At 65.2% G+C, this 24503-nt stretch carries 27 protein-coding genes; 13 read left to right on the forward strand and 14 right to left on the reverse strand.

The genetic code is table 11. The annotated features are described in order from the left end of the window. Positions 1–58: 58 nt before the first annotated feature. Positions 59–673 (reverse strand): 30S ribosomal protein S4, encoded by a 615-nt coding sequence (gene rpsD / locus WC704_RS12840; RefSeq protein WP_372890485.1) that lies wholly within the window; start codon positions 671–673, stop codon positions 59–61. Between the two features lie 208 nt (positions 674–881). Here rpsD and WC704_RS12845 point away from each other — a divergent pair, with 208 nt between their 5' ends. Then, positions 882–1187 carry a chorismate mutase gene (locus tag WC704_RS12845; protein ID WP_372890487.1) on the forward strand — a complete coding sequence of 102 codons (306 nt, stop codon included), beginning with the start codon at positions 882–884 and terminating at the stop codon, positions 1185–1187. Positions 1188–1194: 7 nt separating this feature from the next. Here the strand turns inward: WC704_RS12845 and WC704_RS12850 are convergent, their stop codons facing one another. The 5 genes from WC704_RS12850 to rpiB form a co-directional block, all read right to left on the reverse strand. Continuing rightward, the gene (locus WC704_RS12850) at positions 1195–1449 is read right to left on the reverse strand and encodes a hypothetical protein (protein WP_372890489.1); all 255 of its coding nucleotides are present in this window, start codon (positions 1447–1449) and stop codon (positions 1195–1197) included. Between the two features lie 81 nt (positions 1450–1530). After that, positions 1531–2268 carry an RNA methyltransferase gene (locus tag WC704_RS12855; RefSeq protein ID WP_372890491.1) on the reverse strand — a complete coding sequence of 246 codons (738 nt, stop codon included), beginning with the start codon at positions 2266–2268 and terminating at the stop codon, positions 1531–1533. Next, a complete protein-coding gene (nrdR, locus tag WC704_RS12860) occupies positions 2265–2741 on the reverse strand; it encodes a transcriptional regulator NrdR (RefSeq protein WP_372890493.1) in 477 nt (158 codons plus the stop codon). The genes WC704_RS12855 and nrdR overlap by 4 nt, the downstream gene beginning before the upstream one ends. A gap of 1 nt (position 2742) precedes the next feature. Beyond that, positions 2743–4059, reverse strand: a complete 1317-nt coding sequence (gene glyA / locus WC704_RS12865) for a serine hydroxymethyltransferase (RefSeq protein ID WP_372890495.1) — start codon at positions 4057–4059, stop codon at positions 2743–2745. Further along, positions 4056–4520 carry a ribose 5-phosphate isomerase B gene (gene rpiB, locus WC704_RS12870; RefSeq protein WP_372890497.1) on the reverse strand — a complete coding sequence of 155 codons (465 nt, stop codon included), beginning with the start codon at positions 4518–4520 and terminating at the stop codon, positions 4056–4058. Before rpiB ends, glyA begins: the two co-directional genes overlap by 4 nt. Positions 4521–4666: 146 nt before the next feature. Here rpiB and WC704_RS12875 point away from each other — a divergent pair, with 146 nt between their 5' ends. The 5 genes from WC704_RS12875 (at position 4667) to WC704_RS12895 (ending at position 8850) form a co-directional block, all read left to right on the forward strand. Next, complete coding sequence (locus WC704_RS12875; RefSeq protein WP_372890499.1) at positions 4667–5266, forward strand: sigma-70 family RNA polymerase sigma factor; 600 nt, start codon at positions 4667–4669, stop codon at positions 5264–5266. Then, positions 5263–6036, forward strand: coding sequence for an anti-sigma factor domain-containing protein (locus WC704_RS12880; RefSeq protein WP_372890501.1), 774 nt, complete (start codon positions 5263–5265; stop codon positions 6034–6036). Before WC704_RS12875 ends, WC704_RS12880 begins: the two co-directional genes overlap by 4 nt. 73 nt (positions 6037–6109) lie before the next feature. Continuing rightward, complete coding sequence (locus WC704_RS12885) at positions 6110–6664, forward strand: fasciclin domain-containing protein (protein WP_372890503.1); 555 nt, start codon at positions 6110–6112, stop codon at positions 6662–6664. Between the two features lie 264 nt (positions 6665–6928). Then, positions 6929–8182, forward strand: a complete 1254-nt coding sequence (locus tag WC704_RS12890; protein ID WP_372890505.1) for a DUF3419 family protein — start codon at positions 6929–6931, stop codon at positions 8180–8182. Continuing rightward, complete coding sequence (locus tag WC704_RS12895) at positions 8179–8850, forward strand: class I SAM-dependent methyltransferase (RefSeq protein ID WP_372890507.1); 672 nt, start codon at positions 8179–8181, stop codon at positions 8848–8850. The genes WC704_RS12890 and WC704_RS12895 overlap by 4 nt, the downstream gene beginning before the upstream one ends. 153 nt (positions 8851–9003) lie before the next feature. On the opposite strand, the gene hemA is transcribed toward WC704_RS12895, so the two are convergent. After that, entirely contained in the window at positions 9004–10245 is a 1242-nt protein-coding gene (gene hemA, locus WC704_RS12900) for a 5-aminolevulinate synthase (protein ID WP_372890508.1), read from the reverse strand. 71 nt (positions 10246–10316) lie between these two features. Continuing rightward, positions 10317–11111, reverse strand: a complete 795-nt coding sequence (gene murI, locus WC704_RS12905) for a glutamate racemase (RefSeq protein ID WP_372890509.1) — start codon at positions 11109–11111, stop codon at positions 10317–10319. A 78-nt stretch (positions 11112–11189) separates the two neighbouring features. On the opposite strand from murI, the gene plsY reads away from it, so the two are divergent. Continuing rightward, complete coding sequence (plsY, locus tag WC704_RS12910) at positions 11190–11825, forward strand: glycerol-3-phosphate 1-O-acyltransferase PlsY (RefSeq protein ID WP_372890755.1); 636 nt, start codon at positions 11190–11192, stop codon at positions 11823–11825. Continuing rightward, a complete protein-coding gene (gene dprA / locus WC704_RS12915) occupies positions 11818–12915 on the forward strand; it encodes a DNA-processing protein DprA (protein ID WP_372890510.1) in 1098 nt (365 codons plus the stop codon). The genes plsY and dprA overlap by 8 nt, the downstream gene beginning before the upstream one ends. 29 nt (positions 12916–12944) lie before the next feature. Here dprA and WC704_RS12920 read toward each other — a convergent pair whose 3' ends face one another. After that, the gene (locus tag WC704_RS12920; protein ID WP_372890511.1) at positions 12945–13502 is read right to left on the reverse strand and encodes a hypothetical protein; all 558 of its coding nucleotides are present in this window, start codon (positions 13500–13502) and stop codon (positions 12945–12947) included. Between the two features lie 206 nt (positions 13503–13708). Here WC704_RS12920 and topA point away from each other — a divergent pair, with 206 nt between their 5' ends. Continuing rightward, positions 13709–16285: a type I DNA topoisomerase gene (topA, locus tag WC704_RS12925; protein ID WP_372890512.1), complete on the forward strand. Its 2577-nt coding sequence runs from the start codon at positions 13709–13711 to the stop codon at positions 16283–16285. A 3-nt stretch (positions 16286–16288) separates the two neighbouring features. Here topA and WC704_RS12930 read toward each other — a convergent pair whose 3' ends face one another. Continuing rightward, complete coding sequence (locus WC704_RS12930) at positions 16289–16585, reverse strand: hypothetical protein (protein ID WP_372890513.1); 297 nt, start codon at positions 16583–16585, stop codon at positions 16289–16291. Between the two features lie 73 nt (positions 16586–16658). Beyond that, complete coding sequence (gene panC / locus WC704_RS12935) at positions 16659–17510, reverse strand: pantoate--beta-alanine ligase (protein ID WP_372890514.1); 852 nt, start codon at positions 17508–17510, stop codon at positions 16659–16661. A gap of 78 nt (positions 17511–17588) precedes the next feature. Between panC and WC704_RS12940 the strand changes: the two genes are divergently transcribed. From WC704_RS12940 to WC704_RS12955, 4 genes are all read left to right on the forward strand, one after another. Further along, positions 17589–18383: a division plane positioning ATPase MipZ gene (locus WC704_RS12940; protein ID WP_372890515.1), complete on the forward strand. Its 795-nt coding sequence runs from the start codon at positions 17589–17591 to the stop codon at positions 18381–18383. Next, complete coding sequence (locus tag WC704_RS12945) at positions 18383–18634, forward strand: J domain-containing protein (protein WP_372890517.1); 252 nt, start codon at positions 18383–18385, stop codon at positions 18632–18634. The genes WC704_RS12940 and WC704_RS12945 overlap by 1 nt, the downstream gene beginning before the upstream one ends. A gap of 58 nt (positions 18635–18692) precedes the next feature. Then, positions 18693–20090 carry a phosphoglucomutase/phosphomannomutase PgmG gene (gene pgmG, locus WC704_RS12950; protein WP_372890519.1) on the forward strand — a complete coding sequence of 466 codons (1398 nt, stop codon included), beginning with the start codon at positions 18693–18695 and terminating at the stop codon, positions 20088–20090. A gap of 245 nt (positions 20091–20335) precedes the next feature. Continuing rightward, positions 20336–21058, forward strand: a complete 723-nt coding sequence (locus tag WC704_RS12955; RefSeq protein ID WP_372890521.1) for an exonuclease domain-containing protein — start codon at positions 20336–20338, stop codon at positions 21056–21058. 96 nt (positions 21059–21154) lie between these two features. Here the strand turns inward: WC704_RS12955 and WC704_RS12960 are convergent, their stop codons facing one another. The 3 genes from WC704_RS12960 to WC704_RS12970 form a co-directional block, all read right to left on the reverse strand. Next, entirely contained in the window at positions 21155–21919 is a 765-nt protein-coding gene (locus tag WC704_RS12960) for a class I SAM-dependent methyltransferase (protein WP_372890523.1), read from the reverse strand. Between the two features lie 76 nt (positions 21920–21995). Continuing rightward, on the reverse strand, positions 21996–23384 hold the full coding sequence (locus WC704_RS12965) for an efflux transporter outer membrane subunit (protein WP_372890525.1): 1389 nt from the start codon (positions 23382–23384) through the stop codon (positions 21996–21998). After that, the gene (locus WC704_RS12970) at positions 23381–24502 is read right to left on the reverse strand and encodes an HlyD family secretion protein (RefSeq protein ID WP_372890527.1); all 1122 of its coding nucleotides are present in this window, start codon (positions 24500–24502) and stop codon (positions 23381–23383) included. Before WC704_RS12970 ends, WC704_RS12965 begins: the two co-directional genes overlap by 4 nt. Position 24503 lies beyond the last annotated feature (1 nt).

A 24503-nucleotide genomic window follows, 5' to 3' on the forward strand; every position in this document is an offset into this window, starting at 1 on the left:
ACGCAAAAGGGCGGCCCCGCAGGACCGCCCTTTCCTTGTTCTCGCGTGGAGCGAACGATCAGCGCGAATAGAATTCGACGACGAGGTTCGGTTCCATCTTCACCGGATAGGGCACTTCGTCGAGCGTGGGCACGCGCGTAAAGGTGACCTTGGCCGCGCCATCGGGGGCGACATAATCGGGGATCTCTCGCTCGGCGAGCTGCTGCGCTTCGAGCACCAGCGCCATTTCCTTGGCCTTGGCACCCAGCGTGATTTCGTCACCGACGAAGCAGCGACGCGACGCAATGTTGCACTTCACGCCGTTGACGCGAACGTGGCCGTGCGAAACGAGCTGACGCGCGGCCCACACGGTCGGCGCGAACTTGGCGCGATAAACGATCATGTCGAGACGCTGCTCGAGCAGGCCGATCAGGTTCTGGCCGGTGTCGCCCTTCATGCGCGCGGCTTCGGTGTAGCAGGCGCGGAACTGCTTTTCCGTCACATCGCCGTAATAGCCCTTGAGCTTCTGCTTGGCGCGGAGCTGAATACCGAAATCGCTGACCTTGCCCTTGCGGCGCTGGCCGTGCTGGCCGGGGCCATATTCACGCTTGTTGACGGGCGATTTGGGGCGGCCCCAAATGTTCTCGCCCATGCGGCGATCGAGCTTGTACTTTGCGGATGAACGCTTCGACATGTGATATTCCTTGGCAAATGCTTCGTAACAAGACCGCCTGCGAACAGGCGATCGATACCCGGTATCGCTCTATCCGAACCTGTAAGGGATGCGGGCAGGGCCACCACTTCACCGGGGTGTGGGGCCAAATGCGAAGGCGGGCGGTTAGCGGCACCGGTCGCACGAGTCAAGCTGGACAGGCCCGCCCGCGCTCGTCAAGGGGGAGCGCATGACCGACGCGATCCTCCCCGGCCCCGAATGCACCAACATGCTGGAGGTCCGCGCCGGCGTCGATCATGTCGACCGCGCGTTGATCGCGCTGCTGGCGCGGCGCTTTGCCTATATGGACGCCGCAGCGCGGATCAAACCCGCCCGCAGCGCGGTGCGCGACGAAGCGCGCAAGGCACAAGTCATCGCCAACGCCTGCACCGAAGCGCGCGCCGCAGGGGTTCCTGAAGCGCTGATCGCCACGCTGTGGGAGCAACTGGTCGAAGCGTCGATCGCCTATGAGCTCGACGCGTTCGACCGGCGCTGACCTTCTCTCAACGACCCAGATTGCCTGCGATATGGCCGTCGCCACCTGCGGAATCGCGCTCCCACTCCTCTGCGGTCTTGCAGATGCTCGCATGGACCCGCGAATTAGCCGCTATTGCCACCGTGCGGCAGATCTTATGTGGCTTGGGTGGCTTAACCGGCTTGGCCTCTGCGACCGGCGTGCCGTCAGGCGAGGTCTGCGCAATCGCTGGTGAGGAAAAAAGTGCAATTGCGGCGATCATCGAGACGGAACGGAACGGCATAGCGAACTCCGGATAGGGTGATTTGTTGGTGTAACTAGCCCGCAAGATGCCGTCAAAGCAGAATATTCTTACTTTGCAACCTCAACTTCCCCGCGGCCGCTTCCCCGCGAGCGCGCTCAGCACGCCGCGCATCGTGCGGACTTCCTGCGCGGACCAGCCGGGCTTGGTGAGCAGCGTGCGCAAGGTTCGCCGCGTCACCGGTGTACGTTCGGGCGGGAAGAAGAAATCGGAGTCGGCCAGCATCGCATCGAGTTGCGCGATCATCCCGTCGAGTTCCTCCTGCGACGCCGGGGGCGGGAGATCGACTTCGGGCGGGCTGGCGAGCCCTTCCGCCTTCGACCATTCATAGGCAACGAGAATCACCGCCTGGGCGAGGTTGAGCGAACCGAATTCGGGGTTGATCGGCACGGTGATGATCGTGCGCGCCAACGCGACATCGTCGGTCTCCAGCCCCGAACGCTCGGGCCCGAACAGAATCGCGGCCCGGCCCGGCCCGGCATGGATGGCGCTTGCCGCGGCTTCGGGCGTCATCACCGGCTTGGTCACACCACGCTTGCGCACCGTCGTGGCATAGACGTGCGTGCAATCGGCAACGGCTTCGGCCACGGTTTCGAACACCCGCGCCTCTTCGAGCACGACATCGGCACCGCTCGCGGCGGGGCCTGCGCTGGGGTTGGGCCAGCCGTCGCGTGGCAAAACCAGGCGCATCTCGACCAACCCGAAATTGAGCATGGCGCGCGCGGCCTTGCCGATATTTTCACCAAGCTGTGGGCGGACGAGAACGAGCACGGGGGGTGGGATGGTGGAAGGCGTGGTCACCCCTTGCCGACCTCGCTCACGGTGCCGGCAAATTCCTCGAAATCGCGTGCCTCGCGGAAATCCTTATAGACGCTGGCGAAGCGGATATAGGCGACCGAATCAAGGCCCTTCAGCCCCTCCATCACCATCTCCCCAATCCGCCCAGAACGCACTTCGTTCTCGCCCAGCGTTTCGAGCTGGCGCTGGATGCCCGACACCAGTTTTTCGAGCTGCGCCGCCTCGATCGGGCGTTTGCGTGCGGCAATCGAGACCGAGCGCAGCAGTTTCTCGCGGTCGAACGGCTCGCGCTTCAATCCACCGCCTGCGCCCTCGCTCTTCACCACCGTCAGCTCGCGAAGCTGGATGCGCTCGAACGTGGTGAAGCGCGCGCCGCACCCCTCGCATTGCCGCCGCCGCCGGATCGCGCCCGCATCCTCGGTCGGGCGCGAATCCTTTACCTGGCTGTCTTCATGACCGCAGAACGGGCAGCGCAAATCACACGCCTTCCGGATAGATGGGGAAGCGCGCGCACAAGGCCTGCACACGCTCGCGGACGTTGGCTTCGACTTGCGCATCGCCCTGCTCGCCATTCTTGCGCAAGCCATTGAGCACATCGGCGACCATGTTGCCGATCTCGCGGAATTCGGCTGAGCCGAAGCCGCGCGTCGTCCCCGCCGGGCTGCCGACGCGGATGCCGCTGGTCTTGGTCGGCGGCAACGGATCGTTGGGGATGCCGTTCTTGTTGCAGGTAATCCCGGCGCGTTCGAGCGCTTCGTCTGCATCCTTGCCGGTCACGCCGAGCGGGGTAAGGTCGATCAGCGCGAGATGCGTGTCGGTGCCGCCCGAAATGACTTCGGCACCACGTTCCTTCAGCGTGGCCGCCAGCACCTTGGCATTCTCGATCACGGCGGCGATGTAGCTCTTATATCCCGGCTGGAGCGCCTCGCCGAACGCCACCGCCTTCGCCGCGATCACGTGCATCAGCGGGCCGCCCTGCAGCCCCGGAAACACCGCCGAATTGAGCTTCTTGCCCAGCGCCTCGTCTTGCGAGAGGATCATGCCGCCGCGTGGCCCCCGCAGCGTCTTGTGCGTGGTGGTGGTGGCGATGTGCGCGTGCGGGAAGGGCGAGGGATGCAGACCCGCCGCGACCAGCCCGGCGAAATGCGCCATGTCGACCATGAAATAGGCGCCGACTTCATCGGCAATTTCCCGGAACTTGGCGAAATCGAGCGTTCGCGGATAGGCCGAACCGCCCGCGATGATGAGTTTCGGCTGATGCTCACGCGCCAGCTTCGCGACTTCGTCGAAATCGACCAGATGCGTGACCGGATCGACGCCATATTGCACCGCATTGAACCACTTGCCCGACATCGCCGCCTTGGCGCCGTGTGTCAGGTGACCGCCGGCATCGAGGCTCATCCCGAGGATCGTCTCGCCCGGCTTGACCAGCGCCAGCAGCACAGCGCCGTTCGCCTGCGCGCCCGAATGCGGCTGGACGTTGGCATAGGAACAGCCGAACAACTGCTTGGCGCGATCGATCGCCAGCGTCTCGACCTCGTCGGACGGGTGGCAGCCCTGATAATAGCGCTTGCCGGGATAGCCTTCGGCATATTTGTTGGTGAAGACGCTGCCCTGCGCCTGCAGCACCGCCTTCGACACGATGTTTTCGCTCGCGATCAGCTCGATCTGGGTCTGCTCACGCGTCAGCTCATGGGCAATCCCGCCGAATACGGCTGGATCGGCTTCCGCCAGACCGCGCGTAAAGAAGCCGTCAGGCTGGACGTCGTGAAGCTCTGTTGGATTGGTGCTCATGCCGGGTTCCCACTCGTAACTGGCGCAAAGGACGGTGCGCCGAGCTTTTCGACGCGTGATTGATGGCGGCCACCGGCAAAATCGGTGGTCAGGAAAGCGGTGATGCAGGCCTTGGCCATATCCTCCCCGGTCAGCCGCGCGCCGAGCGCCACGACATTGGCATCGTTATGCTCGCGCGCAAGCGCTGCCGAGAGCGGCTCGGAAACCAGGGCGCAACGGAGCGCGGGGTGACGGTTGACCGCAATCGAAATCCCGATGCCCGATCCGCACAAGGCGACGCCGCGCTCGGCAGCGCCGGCGGCCACGGCATCGGCCAGCTTGAAGCCGAAATCGGGGTAATCGACGCGTGCGTCACTATCGGGGCCAAGATCGAGGACTTGATGCCCCTGTTCGGCGAGCCACGCGGCAAGGACGGCCTTAAGCGCGAAGGCGGCATGATCGGAGGCAATGGCGATGCGCAAGGCGGGCGCGCTCCCATAAGGGTGAAGCGGAATGGCGTGCCCTTAGCCAAGCACGCGCGCGATTGCCACACCCAAGCGCATACACAGGCCACTGAATCGAACGCCGATATTGCCGTGGCCCGCGCGCCAAGCTAGGCACTGGCCCCGTGACCAATCACCCGCTCGACGCCGAAGCTCCATCCGGCACGCCCGCGCCAGAGACGGCGGCGCGTGCCCGACTGGTCGGAGTGCTGGTGCGCACCGGCGAGGAGGACCGCGCCTCCTTTCGGGAGCTTTATGCGCTGACCTCGGCGAAACTATTTGGTGTCTGCTACCGTATCTGCGGCGAAAGGCAGGCAGCGGAAGACGTGTTGCACGATGTATATCTAACGATCTGGCGGCGCGCCGGTGCCTATGACCCGCTGCGCGCCAGCCCGATTACGTGGCTCGCCACGATCGCACGCAACCGCGCGATCGACTGGCAGCGCGCGCAGAAGATCCGTCGCGCCACCCCGATCGAGGACGCGCCGCCCATGATCGACACCGCACCGCTCGCCAGCGAGACGATGTTGCAGGACGAAGCCAGCGAACTGCTCCACGGTTGCCTGCAGGGGCTGGAGGCGCGCCAGCGCGACGCGATCCGCACCGCCTTTTTCGACGGCGTGACCTATGCCGAACTGGCCGAACGCCAATCGATCCCGCTCGGCACGATGAAGAGCTGGGTCCGGCGCGGCCTCGCCAAATTGAAGGAGTGCCTTGAGGGATGAGCGACCTGCCCCCTCCCGAAGGCGTCGGCCCCGATGGCCTTGACGATGCGCCGGACATGACCGCCGCCGAACTCGCGCTTGGCGTGCTGGATGGCGAGGAACGCGCCGCCGCGCTCCGTCGCGTCCTCGCCGATCCCGATTTCGCGCGCGAGGTTGAACGGTGGCGCGGGCACCTTTCCCCGTGGTTCGATCAGTGGCCCGCCATCACCGCGCCCGATATTCTGGCGCGCATCGAGCGCTCGCTCGATCATGCGGCCCCGGCGGCAAGCCCCGTCGCAAGCCTGATAACGCCGCCGCGCGCGCGGGGCGGAATGTGGCCTGGCATTGCCGCACTGTCGAGCATCGCGGCGGCGGGCTTGCTGGTCATCCTGGTTACGCGACCGTTGCCCCCTGTCGCACCCCCGCACCCATCGGCTTCGGTTGCCGCACCGCTCTCCCCGACGCTCGTCGCGTCGATCACGCCGGTGGACAAGAGCACCCCGGTCACCGCCGTCTATGATGCAAGCGGCGGCACCATTCGCCTGACCGAGGCGAGCCTCGCCATTGCCGATCGCAGCGCCGAATTGTGGGTGATCCCGGCGGACGGTACGCCGCATTCGCTTGGGGTGCTCAGCACGCACGGCGGCACGGCGCTGACGCTGCGCCCCGACAATCGCCAGCGCCTTGCCGCCGGTGCGGTGCTGGCCGTTACGCTGGAACCCCTTGGCGGATCGCCAACGGGGCTGCCGACCGGGCCGATTGTCGCCAAAGGCATTCTTTCGCGCGTCTGAGTGCATCCATCCGCCAGGGTGCCCCGTATCTCCAGCACGTCCACGATGGACGCCCAAGCAGGAGATTACCGATATGACCCGCACCTTCCGTACCGCCCTTCTCGCCGCAGCCATTGCGCTGGGCGGCAGCTCGCTCGCGTCGGCACAGACCAACCCGATGGTTGGCGGCGCCGCCATGTATTCGACCAAGAACATCGTCGAAAACGCTGTCAATTCGAAGGATCACACCACGCTGGTTGCTGCGGTGAAGGCCGCCGACCTCGTCGACACGCTGGCCAGCCCGGGGCCGTTCACCGTGTTCGCGCCGACCAACGCCGCTTTCGCCAAGCTGCCCAAGGGCACGGTCGCGACCTTGCTCAAGCCTGAAAACAAGGCAACGCTTGCCGCAGTGCTGACGTATCACGTCGTGCCCGACCGCGTAACCGCCGCCGACATTGCCGCCAACGCCAAGGCGCACATGGGCAAGGCCACCTACACCACCGTTCAGGGCGGCACGCTGACCTTCACCAAGGCCGGCCGCGGCTGGAGCGTTGCGGACAGCAAGGGCCATGTCGGCCACATCACCATCGCCAACGTGATGCAGTCCAACGGCGTGATCCATGTCATCGACACCGTGCTGCTTCCGTAAAAATCTCGGGCGACCGTGCATCCAGACGCCACGGTCGCGCGTATCTGGTCTCGTCCCCGCGCCACACGGGGACGGATAGGCCACGCGTCGGATACCCCCCTTTGCGGCGAGTGGTTGTTAAAACGGACCTGTCGGTGCCCCCCGCGCCGGCAGGTCCTTTCCATTTTGCCACAAGCGCGTCATGGAAGCGTCACCGGATCGTCGTAACGCACGGCTGCCGCCTGCGCGTTCTCACCGCGCGATGTCCGGCTGGAGAAGCTTGCTATGGCCCTCGCTATTCGACCGCCCAAGGATCACCCCCGCAAGACCGCCGCCAAGAATCGTGCGGTGCGCAGCGCCGTTCACCAGCACAAACATCTGTCGAAGCAGGGGCTGCTGGAACGCGCCTTCACCTTCGCCTTTCGCGGGCTGGTCTATGCCCAGATCTGGGAAGACCCGGCGGTCGACATGGAGGCGCTGGCGATCACGCCCGATTCGCATGTCGTCACCATCGCCTCGGGCGGATGCAACGTGCTGAGCTACCTCACCGCCAACCCGCGCGCGATCACTGCGGTTGACCTCAACACCGCGCACATCGCGCTCAACAAGCTGAAGCTGGTCGCGGCGCGACATCTGCCCGATTACGACGCCTTCCACCGCTTTTTCGCCCAGGCCAACAGCCGCGACAACGTGCGCGCCTATCGTACCTATATCCGCCCGCATCTCGACGAAACGACGCTCGCTTATTGGGAAGGCCGCGACATGATCGGTCGGCGGCGGATCGGCGGCTTCGCCAAGAACGTCTACAAGCGCGGCCTGCTCGGCAATTTCATCGGCGTGGCGCATCTGCTCGCGCGGCTGAACGGCGTGAACCCGAAGATCCTGCTCAAGGCGCAATCGATCGAGGAGCAGCGCGAGATTTTCGACCGCGAGTTCGCGCCGTTCTTCGACAAGGGCTTCGTCAAATGGATCACCGACCAGCCCGCCTCGCTGTTCGGCCTCGGCATTCCGCCCGCGCAATATGAGGCGCTGGCGGGCGACGAGAAGATGGCGGTGGTGCTGCGCGAACGCCTCGAAAAGCTTGCCTGCGATTTCGACATCAAGGACAATTATTTCGCGTGGCAGGCCTTTGGTCGCGGTTATGGCCAGGGGCCATCGGCACCGTTGCCGCCCTATCTCCAGCGCGAGCATTATGAAGAAATCGTCGAGCGCGCGAGCCGGATCGAGGTGCGCCACACCAACTTCACCGATTATCTGCGCACGCAGGGCGATGCCTCGCTCGATCGCTACATCCTGCTCGATGCGCAGGACTGGATGACCGACGAACAATTGACTGACCTGTGGAGCGAGATCACGCGCACCGCCAAAGCGGGCGCGCGCGTGCTGTTCCGCACCGCTGGCGAACCCAGCATCCTGCCCGGTCGCGTGCCCGATGCGATCCTGGGGAAATGGAGCTATCACGCCGAGGAGTCGCTCGATTATACCAAGCGCGACCGCTCTTCGATTTACGGCGGCGTCCACCTTTACGTGCTGGGATGAGCGCTGTCTCGATCGACACCGGCCATGCCGGGCATATGGATGCGATCTATCGGTCGCAGCGCCATATCTATGACCTGACGCGCAAATATTATTTGCTCGGTCGCGATGCCTTGATCGAAGGCATCGCCCCGCCGCCCGGTGGTACGGTGCTCGAGATCGGTTGCGGAACCGGCCGCAACCTGATCGCGGCGGCGCGGCGCTGGCCCGATGCGCGCTTCTACGGCATCGACATTTCCGAGGCGATGCTCGAAACCGCGCGCGCCAAGGTCGCCAAGGCCGGACTCGCCGACCGGATCGTGCTCGCTCAGGGCGATGCCACCGCCTTCGACGCGCCGACGCTGTTCGGCATCGCGACCTTCGACCGGATCTTCCAGAGCTATACGCTGTCGATGATTCCCGGCTGGCACGACGCCATCCGCGAAGCCGCGACGAAGCTCGCCCCTGGCGGTCGCCTCGACATTGTCGATTTCGGCCAGCAGGAAGGGTTGCCCAACGCCTTTCGCGCGCTGTTGTTTGCCTGGCTCGCGAAGTTCGACGTCGCGCCCCGCGCCGCGTTGCAGCCGGCCCTGATCGAAATCGCGAGCGAAATCGGCGGCACGCCGCGCTTCAACGCGCTCTATCGCGGTTATGCCTGGTCGGGCCGTATCGAACGCAACGCCAATCGCTGACGGGCTCGATCAGTGGTGAAACAACAGCCACAGCAGCAAAATGACCGGGATCGGGACACCGATCAGCCACAGAATACACCCCTTGCCCATGATGACCTCTCCGTGATGGGAGAGGCGTAACGGGTCAGGAGGCTGCCGGTTCCCGAAAGGGCTTCAGGCCGCCTTGCGCAAGGCCAGACGACCCCAGATTTCGACCAGCGCCGCAGTCAATTCCCGCATCATCGCTTCGTCATGCGCGGGGCCTGGGGTGAAGCGCAGCCGCTCGGTGCCGCGCGGCACCGTCGGGTAATTGATTGGCTGCACGTACACGCCATATTCGGCGAGCAGGATGTCGCTGATCTTCTTGGCCTTGACCGGATCACCGACCATCAGCGGCACGATGTGCGTGGTCGAATTCATCACCGGCAGACCGGCATCGGCGAACAGCGTCTTCAACATCGTCGCAGCAGCCTGCTGCCCCTCACGCTCGACGCTCGACGCCTTCAAATGCCGCACGCTCGCCAGCGCACCCGCGACCAGCACCGGCGACAGCGAGGTGGTGAAGATGAAACCCGGCGCATAGGAACGGATCACGTCGATGATCGTCTGATCGGCGCTGATATAGCCCCCCATCACCCCGATCGCCTTGCCCAGCGTTCCCTCGATGATCGTCAGCCGATCAGCGACGCCATCGCGGTCCGAAATGCCGCCGCCGCGCGGGCCGTACATGCCGACCGCATGGACTTCGTCGAGATAGGTCAGCGCATGATATTTGTCGGCCAGATCACAAATCGCGGCGATCGGCGCGACGTCACCATCCATCGAATAGACGCTTTCAAAGGCGATCAGCTTGGGCAATGCCGGATCAGCCGCCGCCAGCAGTTCCTCAAGATGCGCCAGGTCATTGTGACGGAAAACGTGCTTCTCACAGCCCGAATTGCGGATGCCCGCAATCATCGAGGCGTGGTTGAGTTCGTCCGAAAAGATGATGCAACCGGGCAGCACCTTGGCCAGCGTCGCCAGCGTCGCCTCGTTCGAGACATAGCCGCTGGTAAACAGCAGCGCGCCTTCCTTGCCGTGCAGATCGGCGAGTTCACCCTCCAGATCGACATGATAATGCGTGTTGCCGCCGATATTGCGCGTCCCGCCCGAACCCGCGCCGACATCGTGCAGCGCATGTTCCATCGCCGCGATTACATCGGGATGCTGGCCCATCGCCAGATAATCGTTCGAACACCACACCGTGATCGGCTTGGGGCCGTTATGCCCGGCGAAGCACCGCGCATTGGGGAAGGCCCCTTTGTTGCGCAGGATATCGATAAAGACGCGATAACGCCCCTCGACATGCAAGCGATCGATCGCTTGCGTGAAAATCCGGGAGTAATCGACCCCGGGATGCGGTGAGTCTACGTCCATGTCGGCCCACTACCCCCGCCAAGCGCCGATTTCCAGCGGCTTTCCTCGATCTAAGTGATCTTACGTATCACTTATAGAACATCAAGTCGCGTGAGGCCAAAATCCGCGAGCGCCGGTGCCAGGCGATCGATTCCGGCATCGCGCGCCGTGAACACCGCGGCCCCCTCACCCGGCCTGTCCGGCCAGCCCTGCCCTGCGGTCAAATACGCGATCCGCCGCGCAATTCCCGCGCTGCCATCGACGAAACGCACCGGATGCGGTGCCGCTGCCGCCAGCTCGCCCGCCACCAGCGGAAAATGCGTACAGGCGTTGACGATCGTATCGATGCGCTCGCCGCCCGCTTGCCCGAACAACCCGTCCAAAATGGCGGCATACCGCGCCGGATCGGTCGGCTGTCCGTGCACTTTGGCTTCGGCGAGCGTGACCAGCTCAGCCGAACCGTGCCGCAACACCGTGCAATCCCCGGCAAAGCGCGCCGCCAGATCATCGACATAAGGCTGACGCACCGTGGCGTCGGTGCCAAGGACACCGATCACGCGCGTCTGGCTGACCAATGCGGCGGGCTTGATCGCGGGCACAGTGCCGACCACGGGCAGATCGAGCGCCTCGCGTACCGTTGCCAGCGCAATCGTCGAGGCGGTGTTGCACGCAATCACGATCAGGCGCGGATGATAGCGCTCGGCCAGCCGCCCAAGCAAAGCGGGGACGCGCGCGGCAATCTCGCGCTCGGTCTTGGTGCCATAAGGAAAGCCCGCCGAATCCGCGACATACACCACCGGCATCTGCGGCAGTAGCGCACGCGCCGCGCCAAGCACCGACAGGCCACCGATCCCGGAATCGAAAAACAAGACGGGCCGCTGATCCATAGCCCGCCCCATAACGCGGCTGAAGGATTTGACAAAACCGGCTTGATGGAGATTGTGGCAAGCGTCGGTGTGCACGCTATGTTCGCGCCGACCAAAGGGGGTTCCACCGTGCCGACCGAATATCTTTGGGGTGCCCCGGCGGCTGCGCTAGCGCTTGGCTATCTGCTCGGGTCGATTCCGTTCGGCGTCCTGCTCACGCGCATGGCGGGCGCAGGCGATTTGCGTCAGATCGGATCGGGCAATATCGGCGCGACCAACGTGCTGCGCACCGGGCGCAAGGGGCTGGCAGCGGCGACGCTGCTGCTCGATGCGGCCAAGGGGTTCGTCGCGGTGTGGGTTGCCGAACGCTATCTGGGCGGCACCGGTGTCGTCGCTGCGGCGGCGGTATTCCTTGGCCATCTCTACCCGGTCTGGCTGCGCTTTCGCGGCGGCAAGGGTGTGGCGACGCTGCTCGGCGTGGTGCTGGCTTTGCATTGGCCGATTGGCCTCGTTTACGCGGTGGTGTGGATCGCGATGCTGGCGCTCCTGCGCATTTCCTCGCTTGCGGGCATGACGGCAGCGGTAACCGCGCCGCTCACCGCCGCCTTTTTCGGCCGGTTCGACCTGGTGCTGTTGCTGCTCGCGCTCGCCTTGCTGGTGTTGTGGAAGCATCGCGACAATATCGATCGCCTCGTCAGCGGCACCGAACCGCGCATCGGCCGCAAGCGTGGCTGAGGCGGTGGATCAAGCGCAACGGGCGATACCCCGGTTGCGCCTGATCCGTTCAGCGCAAATCGGCCCGGTCACCTATGCCCAATTGATCGCGCGCTTCGGCAGCGCGCACGCCGCGCTCGACGCCGTGCCGCAGCTCGCCGCGCGCGGCGGCGGCAAACCACCCGTGCTGGCTCCGGTTGCACTGGCCGAGCGCGAACTGGCAATGGTGGCGCGACTGGGTGCGCGGCACATGTTCCGCGACGACCCCGATTATCCGGCGCTGCTCGCCGAACTCGACGATGCCCCACCCGCCCTGATCGTGCGCGGGCGGACCGATTTGCTCGCGCGGCTTTCGATCGCGATGGTTGGCGCGCGCAATGCGTCAGCCGCAGCGTGCCGCTTCGCACGTCAACTCGCCGCCGAACTCGGGCGCGAGGAAGTGAGCGTCGTTTCGGGCCTGGCGCGCGGCATCGACACCGCCGCGCATGTCGGATCGATCGAGACGGGGACGATTGCGGTCATCGCGGGCGGCATCGACGTGGTCTATCCGCCGGAAAACGCGGCGCTGCAGGAGCGCATCGCGCAGGACGGCCTGCTGATCGCCGAACAACCGCCCGGCACCGAGCCGCGCGCGCGCCACTTTCCCTATCGCAACCGCATCATCGCCGGGCTGTCGCTCGGCACCGTCGTGGTCGAGGCCGCACCCAAATCGGGCTCGCTCATCACCGCGCGTCTTGCCGCCGAACTGGGCCGCGAGGTGATGGCGGTGCCGGGCAGCCCGCTCGACCCGCGCGCGCAAGGGTGCAACGGGCTGATCCGCGACGGCGCGACCCTGGTGCAATCCGCCGCCGACGTGCTGGAAACGGTGCGCCCGATCGACCAGCGCATGGTCCGCACCAGCCGCGACGGCTTCCGCGCGCCCCCGCCCGAGGATGCGAGCGACGCCGAACGCCGCGACGTGTGCACTCTGCTCGGCCCCGTGCCGGTCGCGATCGACGAGCTGATCCGGCAATCGGGGCATAGCCCCGCGATCGTGCAAACCGTGCTGCTCGAACTGGAACTGGCCGGGCGGCTGGAACGGCACGCCGGGGGCCGGGTGACGCTGGCTTGACCTCAGGACCCGCAAAGCGGCCAAGGCCGTTATCGCCGATCCGGAACCGAGCACCTCTCCGACCCATAGGCTTCGGCATAGGATCGGGTGAAGCACTTCAGAAAGCCATCGAGCACGTCGAGATTCGGCGGCCACGGTATCGTGATTTGCTTCGCCTTGAACCTCCCAGGCCCGAGACCTTTCGGTCGGGGCAATTTCGCGAGGGTATCGCGCGCCTTCTGCAAACCTGCCCGATCATGCTTCAAAAATGCGATGCTGCCATCGACATAGATATTCCAGCCAACCCCGTCAGTTGCCAGAGGTTCCCGTGCGGCGTCGAACAGAGCGACTGCGGCGTCCGTCTGCCCAAGTAAGGCGCGAAGCTGTCCTTCATGCCAAAACAGGATCGATGGGCGCTTCCGCCGCCTGGCCTCGCGATAAGCCCGTACGATATCCGCCGCTTCGGCATAGCATTTGCGATCACTCAGTGACCGCCACCCCCCTTTTGGGTCCTGATCGAACGCATCCTCGTCAAGCGCCATCAACACCGCACGATCATAGCCGCAGCTTTGCGGGGCCGCCGCCGACAGCAGAAGAGCGAGGAACATCATCCACGACAACTATGCGAGCAACGGGGGCACGCGCCAGCGGGATTCCCAAAGCCTTCCCCATCCCCGACCATCCCCTCTCCATCCTCGACCGGGCGGCGAACTGCGCCGTGATTTGACGACAGCGGTTGACGTGATGCCCCGCTTGACGCAGCGCCCGCCACGTCTCCATCCTCGCGCGTACACGTAAGGACCTCGATCGCACCATGCAGCTTGTCATCGTCGAATCGCCCGCCAAGGCGAAGACCATCGAGAAATATCTCGGTTCGGATTACCGCGTCCTCGCTTCCTACGGCCATGTCCGCGACTTGCCGCCCAAGGATGGCTCGGTCGACCCCGAGGACGGGTTCGCGATGGAATGGGAAAATTACGCCGACAAGGCCAAGCAGTTGAAGGCGATCACCGATCTCGCCAAGACCGCCGACCGCCTGATCCTCGCGACCGACCCTGACCGCGAGGGCGAGGCGATTTCGTGGCACGTGCAGGAGGTGCTGCGGGGTCGCAAGGCGCTGCCCAAGGACGTGCAGCGCGTTACCTTCAACGCCATCACCAAGGCGACGGTGACCGAGGCGATGCGGCATCCGCGCGAGCTCGATACCGATTTGATCGATGCCTATCGCGCGCGCCGCGCGCTCGACTATCTCGTCGGCTTCACGCTGTCGCCGGTGCTGTGGCGCAAGCTGCCCGGCGCCAAGTCGGCGGGGCGTGTGCAATCGGTCGCGCTGCGCCTGATCGTTAGCCGCGAGCGCGAGATCGAGGCGTTCCGCCCGCAGGAATATTGGTCGGTCATCGCCGATATGGAGCATGACGGCACGCCCTTCCATGCGCGGCTCGTGCAGTTCGAGGGCAAGAAGCTCGATCGCCTGTCGATCGGCGAGGAAGGCACCGCCAAGCGCGCCAAGGCGGCAGTCGAAAGCGGGCTGTTCACGGTGCAATCGGTCGAGGTGAAGCCCGCGACGCGCAATCCGCCGCCGCCCTTCACCACCTCGACGCTGCAGCAGGAGGCATCGCGCAAGCTTGGCTTCTCCGCCGACCATACGATGCGGATCGCGCAAGGCCTCTACGAGGACGGCGCGATCACCTATATGCGTACCGATGGCGTGCAGATGGATTCGAGCGCGATTTCGGCCGCGCGCCATGCCGTCGCCGATCGCTATGATGCGAGCTACGTCCCCGACAAGCCGCGCGTCTACCAGACCAAGGCCAAGAACGCGCAGGAAGCGCATGAGGCGATCCGCCCGACCGATTTCGCCAAGGACAAGGCGGGCGGCGGCGACCATGCGCGGCTGTACGATTTGATCTGGAAGCGCGCGCTCGCCAGCCAAATGGCCTCGGCCCGGCTGGAGCGCACCACGGTCGAGCTGGCCGACGGCACTGGCGACACGGCACTGCGCGCCACCGGTCAGGTGATGCTCTTCCCTGGTTATCTCGCGCTATATGAAGAGGGTTCGGACGACACGCAGGATGAAGACGCCAAGCGCCTGCCACGGCTGCGCGAGGGCGATGCGCCCGCCAAAAAGGGCGTCACCGCCGAACAGCATTTCACCCAGCCGCCGCCGCGCTTCTCCGAAGCGTCGCTGGTCAAACGCCTCGAAGAGCTCGGTATCGGTCGCCCATCGACTTATGCCTCGATCATCAAGACGCTCAAGGACCGCGCGTACGTCCGCGTCGAAAAGAACCGCTTCTTCGCCGAGGAATCGGGCCGGTTGGTGACAGCGTTCCTCGAACGCTTCTTCGAGAAATATGTCGGCTATGATTTTACGGCAGGGCTCGAGGACGAGCTTGACGAAGTGTCGGGCGGGCGGGCGCAGTGGCAAGCCGTGCTCGAGGCCTTCTGGAAGGACTTCAAGCCGCGCACGACCGAGGTCATGGAGCAGAAACCTTCGGAAGTGACCGCCGAACTCGACAAGTTCCTCGAACCCTATCTCTTCCCGGCCAAGGCCGATGGCAGCGACCCCCGGCTGTGCCCGCTGTGCCACAAGGGCCAGCTCGCTTTGCGCGGCGGCAAGTTCGGCGCGTTCGTGGCCTGCTCCAACTACCCCGAATGCAAATATACCCGTCGCTTCGGCCAGCCCGGCGGTGAAGGCGAGGCCGATGCCACGCCAGAGACGCTCGGCAATGACCCGGAAAGCGGCTTGCCGGTCGAGCGCAAGTCGGGGCGGTTCGGCCCCTATATCCAAATCGGCGAAGGCGAGACGCGCAAGATGGCCTCGATCCCGAAAGATATCGGCGAACTCGATCTGGAATGGGCGTTGAAACTGCTGTCGCTGCCGCGCACCATCGGCACGCACCCCGAAACCGGCGAGCCAATCACGGCGGCCATCGGTCGCTATGGCCCGTATTTAAAACATGCCGGCAAATATGCGCGGCTAACCTCGACGGCGGACGTGTTCGAAACGGGGATGAACGCGGCGGTGGTGAAGCTTGCCGAAGCGGCGGCAGGCGGCGGGCGTCCGCAGCGTGGGGCCCAAGCCCCGCTCAAGGTACTGGGCCTGCATCCACGCACCGAGGCCGAGATCAAGCTGATGGAGGGGCGCTATGGCGCGTATGTCACCGATGGCACGACCAATGCGACCTTGCCCAAGTCGATCGAAAAGGATGCGCTGACGCTCGAGGAGGCCGCGCAATTGATCGACGCGCGCGCGGCGGCGGCACCGCCGGCCAAGGGCAAGAAGAAGGCAGCGGCCAAAAAGCCCGCCGCGAAGACGGCTGCAAAGAAACCAGCAGCCAAGAAACCGGCCGCGAAAAAGGCTGCGCCCAAAAAGGCGGTCGCCGCAGAGTAAGGATCAGGCGGCGCGGCGTTGGGTGGCGACGAGGAACGCCCGCGCCGCCGCCTGCGCGGTGGCGATTTCGCGCGCGGTCATGTCCTCGGCAATGTCGCGGCGGCAATCCTTGGCAATCTCGCTGCCCGCAACGGCGGCCAGGTTGAACCATTTATGCGCCTCGACCAGGTCGATACCGATTCCGGCGGAACCACTCGAATAAACCATGCCAAGGTCGAAACACGCTTCGGCGTCGCCGCGCGCGGCATCGGCGATTCGGCTGTCGATCAGGAACTGCGCATTCTTCAGGCTGCTGCCCATGCTCTTAACCCCTGTTAACCATTCCTACCGGCAACACCTTGCCGGATCGGGGTCAAGAAAAGGTTAACGGCAATTAGGCATGATCGGCGGGCGGGATCGCCAGATTATCGATCAGCCGCGTCGTGCCGATCCGCGCTGCGGCGAGCAAACGGCGTTCGCGGCCAGGATCGGCGGCTGCGGTCAGCGTGGCGGCATCGACCAGCTCGACATAATCGACCGAAAATCCAGCGGTTACCAGGGCTTCGCGCGCGGTCGCCAAGGCCGTTTCAGGGTCATCGCCCCGCGCAATCGCCCTGGCCGCCACGCCCAGTGCGCGCGGCAAGGCGACGGCTGCCACACGCTGCGCCTCATCCAAATAGATGTTGCGTGACGACAGCGCGAGCCCGTCATCGTCGCGCTGCGTCGGCACGCCCTGGATCTCGATCCCAAAATCGAGATCGGCGACCATCCGCCGAATCACCGCGAGTTGCTGGAAATCCTTTTCGCCGAACAAGGCGATGTCGGGGCGGACCTGGTTGAACAGCTTCGCGACGACGGTCGCCACGCCATCGAAATGGCCGGGCCGAGTCGCGCCATCGAGTCCCTCGCTCACCCCCGACACCGAAATCGTGCTGGCAAAGCCCTCGGGATACATCACTTCCACCGGCGGCATCCACAACAGGTCGCATCCCGCCTCGGTCAACAGCCGCGCGTCCGCCGTCTCGCGCCGGGGATAGCGCGACAAATCCTCGTTCGGGCCGAATTGTCGCGGGTTGACGAAGATTGACGCCACCACCTTGCGGCCCGGCCGCTTTGCCGCCTCGATCAGCGCAAGATGTCCGGCATGAAGCGCCCCCATCGTGGGCACGAGCGCGATGCTCGCGCCCCCTTTTCGGAAATCGGCGATCCCGGAACGGAGCGCTTCGAGGGAACGGATGGTTTGCACGGATGTGTGGCCTTCGGTAAGGACGGGCGCGCCTTCTATGAGGCGTGATCCAACCGGACAAGACGGGAAGCAAACACGTTGGCGACTGCTGCGCGAAAGCCACACATCATCGTCTTTGCCAACGAAAAGGGCGGCACAGGCAAATCGACCACGGCGGTGCATGTCGCGATTGCGCTGGCGGCGCGCGGCGCGCAGGTCTCGGCCTTCGATCTCGACCATCGGCAACGCACGATGGGGCGGTATTTCGACAATCGCATGGCGACGATCAAGCGCACCGGGCGCGACTTGCCGACCCCGCGCCACACCACGCATGACGGCGAAAGCCTCGAACGCTTCACCGAAAGCTTCGACGCGCTGGCCGAGGGGGCGGACTTTCTGGTGATCGATACGCCGGGCCGCGACGACCGTTTCGCGCGCATGGCCGCCGCCCGCGCCGACACGCTGGTCACGCCGATGAACGACAGTTTCGTCGATTTCGATCTGATCGGGCAAGTCGACCCCGAAACCTACAAAGTCACGCGCCCGAGCTTCTATGCCGAGCTGATCTGGGAAGCGCGCAAGGCGCGCGCCAAGGCCGATGGCTCGACAATCGACTGGGTCGTGCTGCGCAACCGTGTCCAGCATATCGAGGCGCGCAACATGCGCCGCGTGTCCGAAGCCCTCGACCAACTTGCCAAGCGCGTCGGCTTCCGCATCGTGCCGGGGCTGGGCGAACGCGTCATTTATCGTGAGCTCTTTCCCAACGGCCTAACGATGCTCGATTCGGGCGAATTTGGCGCGATGGGGCTGGCGCATGTCGCCGCACGGCAGGAGCTGCGCGAAATGATGGGCGCCCTCGCGCTGCCCGAGCCCGCCCTGCCACTGTTTGCCTGATGGGCAAATTTCTCTTCTTCGCGGCGGTGCTGATCGGCGGCTGGTTGCTGCTGCGCCGCCGCCCGAAGCCGTCGATGCGCATCGACGAAGCCGAAGCCCGCGCGGTGCTCGGCGTTTCGGCCAATGCCGATGCCGATGCGATCCGCGCCGCGCATCGTCGTCTGGTCAGCGCAGTCCACCCCGACAAGGGCGGATCGGCCGACCTCACCCGCCGCATCAACGCGGCGCGCGACGTGCTGCTCGGACGATAGTCATTGAACTTTCGCCGCGTTCGCTGATTAGGCAAGCATCCAACCGACAGGAGCCATCATGACGCACCGTTTCGACCCAACGTCCCTGCGGGAATATGACATTCGCGGGATTGTCGGAAAGACTCTCGGACCAGCGGATGCCGATGCGATCGGTCGCGGTTTCGGCACCCGCGTGCGCCGCGCCGGGGGCGGGCGTGTCGCGGTCGGGTATGATGGCCGCCTGTCTTCACCCGAACTCGAAGCGGCGCTGGTCGCTGGCCTCACCGCCGTCGGCGTCGATGTCGTGCGCATTGGCATGGGGCCGACGCCGATGCTCTATTATGCCGAGGCCACGCTAGAAGTGGATGGCGGCATCGAGATAACCGGCAGCCATAATCCCGCCGAGTATAATGGCTTCAAGATGGTGTTGCAGCACAAGCCGTTTTTCGGTGCCGACATTCAGGACCTGGGCCGCATGGCGGCGGAAGGCGATTGGGATGTCGTCGCCGATGAAGCGGACCGTGGCACCGTCTCCACCGCCGACATTGAGGACGATTATGTCGGTCGTCTGGTCGCGGGCTATGCCGGTGGCAGCTACAGGATCGGCTGGGACGCGGGCAATGGCGTTTCGGGCCCAATCATCGAGAAGCTGGTCAAGCTCCTGCCGGGTGAGCATCATTTGCTGTTCACCGATGTCGACGGCAAATTTCCCAACCACCATCCCGATCCTACCGATGAAAAGAACCTTGCCGATCTGAAGCGCCTCGTCGCCGAGAAGCAGCTCGATTTCGGACTGGCTTTCGATGGCGATGGCGACCGGATCGGCGCAATCGACGGGCAAGGCCGCGTGATTTGGGGCGACCAAATTCTGTCCATTTTGGCCGAACCTGTGCTGAAGGAACTGCCCGGCGCGACGATCATCGCCGATGTGAAGGCCTCGCAAATGCTGTTCGACCGTGTCAGCGAACTCGGCGGTACGCCGCTAATGTGGAAGACCGGGCACAGCCTCATCAAAATGAAGATGAAGGAAACCGACAGCCCGCTTGCTGGCGAAATGAGCGGCCACATCTTCTTCGCGCATGAATTTTACGGCTTCGACGACGCGCATTACGCCGCCGTCCGCCTGATCCGCGCCGCACACATGATCGGCAAGTCGATTACCGATTTGCGCGGCGCGATGCCCGCCTTGGTCAACACCCCCGAAATGCGCTTCCAGGTCGATGAAGCCCGAAAGTTCACGGTGGTCGAAGAAGTGCTCGACCGGCTCGAGGCGGCAGGCGCCGACGTCAACCGCACCGACGGGGCCCGCGTCAACACCCCCGACGGCTGGTGGCTGCTGCGCGCCTCCAACACGCAGGACGTGCTCGTCGCGCGCGCCGAAGCGAAGGATCAGGCGGGGCTCGATCGCTTGCTCGGCATGATCGACGACCAGCTCGCATTGAGCGGCCTCGTCCGTGGGGAGCAGGCGGCGCACTGAGACAGTTTGTTCGCGCAGAGGCGCGGAGGACGCAGAGAAGAAGGTTTCCACGCGAAGCCACGAAGAAGAATCTTCCGCGAAGCGGCTAATCACTCCCCTTGTCCGGCGCGCGCCGTCGGACAAGGGCCGCTTCGCGCCTTCGCGTGCCCCCCCTTCTTCTCCTTCTCCGCGTCCTCCGCGCCTCCGCGCGAACAAACCCTTCTTCTTCACTCGCAATCCGCAGCAGAAAACGCCACCTAGTCCCAATGGCCCCGCCCCCACCCCAGATTATCCGCGTCATCGACCTTGAAACCACCGGCGAAGCGCCGCCCGTCCACGGCGTGTGCGAAATCGGCTGGCAGGACGTCGCACTCGGCATCGATGGCCGGTGGGAAATCCACGGCGAGGGCGGTGCGCGGCTGGTCAATCCCGGTCGCCCGATCCCGCCGCTGACACAGACCATCCACCATATCCTCGACGAACAGGTCGCCGATGCGCCCTTCTGGCATGATGTCGCGCGCGCCGTGCTCGATCCCTATCCCAAGCGCGTGGCGCTCGCCGCGCACCGGTCAATCTACGAAGAGAAATTCTGCAGCCCGGCGCTCACCCGTAATGCACCGTGGATTTGCACCTGGAAATGCGCGCTGCGGCTATGGCCCGACAGCCCGACTTTCTCCAACCAGATGCTGCGCTATTGGCGCAAGCCAGAGGGGCTGGTCCACGAACGTGGCCTGCCCGCGCACCGTGCCTTTCCCGATGCCTATGTTACCGCTTTCCACTTGCGCGATATGCTGAACGCGGTCGGCATCGACCAATTGCTGGCATGGTCGCGTCTGCCCGGCTTGTTGCCGCGCGTACGGCAAGGGCCCGATCGCGGCAAGGAATGGAGCGAAGCAAGCGACGAGACGATCGCTACGATGCTCGAGGACCGCGACGAAGATGTCCGCTTCACCGCAGAAACCGAGCTTGCGCGCCGCCGCGCGGGTTAAACACGCAGGTCACGGCCCACGCGGGTCGTTTTTATATCACCGCATCAGGGCGAGAACCCCGCGCCGCGCGTATTGACGCGGCGCGGGGTCTCGCGCTCAGCGCGGTTTGCGGAATTTATAGACGAACTGGTCGGTATGCCCGCGAATGGCGGGGTCGAACACCTTGCCGCTGTGGTCATCCGCCGGATTGCGCAGCACATCGCTCTCGCCAACGAACTCGAAGCCCGCTTTCACCACCTCCGCCTTCACGGCAGCCGGATCGATGCGGTGCGTGGTCGAGGTCCCGCTAAGGCCCGTGCCCGCCGCATCGGCATGGTCGATCACAATATAGGTGCCACCCGGCTTCAGCGCCTTCAGTACCTCGGCATTCAACTGGTCGAGCGCGACTTCGCCGCCTCTATTGGCGACATCGTGATAATTTTGGACGGTCCACACGATGTCGACGGGTTCGGACGCAGCCACAATCCCCGATGCCAGCACCTTGGCGGTAACGTTGGCCAGATGCAGCGCGTCGAGCGCAGCTTCGCCCTTGGCCCCGGATTGCGCCGACGCGGCGGGCCAGATCGCGTAAACATGCCCGGCCTTGCCAACCACGCCCGAGAAGATGCGCGTCCAATAGCCGCCACCCGGAATCAGATCGAGCACCTCATCGCCGGGTCCAACACCGGAAAAGGCGAGCACTTCGGCTGCCTTGCGCCGGGCATCGTCGCCCGCCTGGTCGGCCCGCGCGGGATTGGCGAGCCCCGCCGCCACCGCGCGCTGTGTTTCCTTGGCCGAATGTTTGGAAGCAGGCTCAACCGCCGCCACTGCAGCCGTCGCGACCAGCGCCGTCACCGCCAACCCCGTCAAAATACCGCGCATATTGCTTCCCTTCAGCGTTTGCGCGAGCCTACGCCAGCAGCCCCGCACGAGTCACGCGAAAGCAGCGCGCGTGCGCCTAGTTGGCACCGCCGGGGTTGGTGGCGACACCGGGCCAGCCACCCCCCATCGCCTGATAAAGCTGCACGCGTGCGGCCAGCGCATCGCTGCGCGTCTGGATCAGCGCGAGTTGCGCGCCGAGCAACCCGCGCTGCGCATCCAGTTGTTCAAGATACGGCGAATACCCCTCACGATAGCGGTTGGTCGCCAGCCGCAGTGCCTCCGCCAGCGCGTCGCGTTGTCGTTCGCCCAGCGCAACTTGCTCATCGAGCCGCTGCACCGCCGCCAACGCATCCTCGACATCGCGAAACGCGCCCAGGGCGACGCGACGATAGGCAAAAGCGGCCTGGTCACGCTGCGCGCCCGCCGCATCGGCCTGCGCCGTCAAGCGACCGCCCTCGAACAGCGGAGCGAGGATGCTCCCCCCGACCGACCACACCGTGATCGGATTGGTGAGCAGCGTCGAAAAGGCCGCGCCGCCCGCCGCGCTGAGCCGTAATTGCGGCAGGAACCGCTTGCGCGCGACCGCCAGCGAACGGTCGCTCGCGGCCAGTTGATATTCCGCCTGCGCCACATCGGGGCGTCGGCGCAGCAGCTCGGAGGGAAGCCCCTCCGGCACCGGTGGAACGGTAAAGCGATCGGTCGCAAGCCCACGCGCAGCGGTGCTCGGCATCGTTCCGGTCAATACGCTCAGCGCATCTTCGGCGCGCGTGATCGCCAACTGGATCTGCGGCAGGATTTGCGCGGTCGCATCATATTCGGCCTGCGCCTGAGCAAGTTCGAGCCGGGGGGAATAACCATGCTCGACGCGCGACCGCGCGATCCGCAGCGATTCGGTGCGCGCCGCCAGCGTTGAGCGCGCAACCGCGAGCCGGGCATCGAGCCCGCGCAGCGCCAGATACCCGCTCGCCGTTGCCGCCGCGACCGACAAGCGCGCAGCATCGCGTGCCGCCGCGCTGGCCAGATACGCGTCGCGCGCCGCCGAGCGTTGATCGGCCAGACGCCCGAACAGATCGACCTCATAGGCCAGTTGCAGCTTCGGCTCTCCCGCAGTCTGCTTCTCTGGCTGACCGAACGGATCGACCTCGCGCGAACGCACACCGCTGAGGCTGGCGTCGAGTGTCGGCAGCACTTGCGACCGCGCCAGCGCGACATTGGCGCGTGCCTCACGAACCCGCGCGGCCGCCACGCCAATATCGGTATTGTTGGCCAGCGCCCGTTCAACCAAATCGGTAAGAACGGGATCGCCAAAGCCCTGCCACCAGGCCCGGTCGAGCGGCGCGACCGGTCCGGAGTCGGTGCGCCATGCGGGTGCCGGAGCAAGCGGGGCCACCGTCGCCGTCTTCACCACTGGCCCGGCACAGGCCGAGACCAACAGGGCCAGCAGCAAAGCCGCGCGGCGTTTCATGGGCGGGGCGCCGCGGCGGTATCGACGCTGACCACCACCGACATCCCCGGCCGCAACCGCGCCGCCAGCCGCTGTCCAGGATCGATGGCGACGCGCACCGCAATGCGTTGCGCCACCTTGACGAAATTGCCGGTCGCATTGTCGGGTTTCAGCACCGAAAACTCCGATCCGGCGGCGGGCGACAAATCCTGGACGTGCCCGGTCAACGTGGCATTGCCCAGCGCATCCACGCGGAAGCGGGCGGCCTGGCCGGGGGCCATCTTGTGCGTCTGCGCTTCCTTGAAATTGGCAACGACCCATACGCTGTGCGGCACCAGGAACAATAATTGCGTGCCTGCCGTGACATAGGCCCCCAACCGTACCCCGATTTCGGACAATTGCCCGTCGGCGGGCGCACGGATGATGGTGTTGTCGAGATCGATCTGCGCCAGCCGTAATTGCGCCTTTGCCGCATCGACCGCAGCTTCCAGCCCGCTCCGCCCGACCGATACCGTGCGCACATCCTGCGTGCCGATCGCCCGGCTTGCCTGCGCCTGCTCAACCGCCGCGCGCGCCGCCATCATGGTTGCGCGGGTCTGGTCGAATTCGCGCGTCGAAATTGATCCATCGGCAACCAACGCTTGCGCGCGCTTCATGTCAGCGTCGGCGCGCACCAATTGCGCCCTGGCATTTTCGATCCCTGCATCCTGGCTCAGGATCGCGACTTCGCGCGAACGCCGCGCCTGCGCCGAATTGGCCAGCGCGGCTTCCTGCGCGGCGAGATTGGCCTGCGCCTGCGCCACCCGTGCGCGGTAGATGCGGTCGTCGATCGTCGCCAGCACCTGCCCGGCCTTCACCTCGGCAAAGTCCTGTACCGGCACGCTTGTTACATAGCCGCTTACCTGTGGACTGATGATCGTCACGCGGCCGCGCACATAGGCATTGTCGGTCTCTTCCGCCCAACCCGAAAAGGGCGGCAATTGCCACGCGTAGAGGATGATGATGATCGCGACGGCGGCCAGCGCGACGATCGTGATCGTCGCCGGACGTGATTTGACCGGGGGGGCCCAGCCCCGCGGCGCTTCGACCTGCGGATCAGGGGCTGGTGCGGGAGGCGTGGGTGGTGGGGCGTCGCTCATC

This window comes from Sphingomonas sp. (assembly GCF_041661885.1).
Taxonomy (GTDB): domain Bacteria; phylum Pseudomonadota; class Alphaproteobacteria; order Sphingomonadales; family Sphingomonadaceae; genus Sphingomonas.